The 443-nt window shown below is 42.0% G+C and carries 1 pseudogene; it reads left to right on the top strand.

Features of this window, described 5'->3' with window-relative positions:
- Positions 1-23: 23 nt before the first annotated feature.
- Positions 24-422 (top strand): annotated as a pseudogene (locus H0248_RS01675) (MFS transporter); the annotation flags it as partial.
- Between the last annotated feature and the right edge of the window lie 21 nt (positions 423-443).

Genomic DNA, 443 nt, shown 5'->3' with positions numbered 1-443 from the left:
AGTGAGTTAGATCTCGCCCTGTTAGCTATGGAGATGTTGGGCTGGTGTATTCCTTTACTGCCGTTGTGGCGGTATGTGTTCAACCATTATTCGGTTTTATTTCTGACAAAATTATTTATCGTAAGCATCTTATGTGGATGCTGGCTATTATCATTACGATTTTTGCACCTTATTGGATATTCGTCTTTTCCCCGCTATTGAAATTTAACATTATTCTCGGTGCGTTTGCGGGCGGGATATATATCGGTATGGCTTACGGTGCAGGCTGCGGAATTTGTGAGGCGTATATTGATAAAATCAGTCGGGCATCGGGCTTTGAATTCGGCCGTGCAAGAATGTTTGGCGGTATTGGTGCAGCATTAGGAACCTTTATTGCAGGAAAACTTTATGGCATTGATCAGAATTTGATCTTTTGGACGGCTAAATAGCTTTGCATATTACCG

Source organism: Pectobacterium brasiliense (genome assembly GCF_013449685.1).
GTDB classification, from domain to species: domain Bacteria; phylum Pseudomonadota; class Gammaproteobacteria; order Enterobacterales; family Enterobacteriaceae; genus Pectobacterium; species Pectobacterium brasiliense_A.
This window is presented reverse-complemented; position numbering and strand designations above follow the sequence as displayed.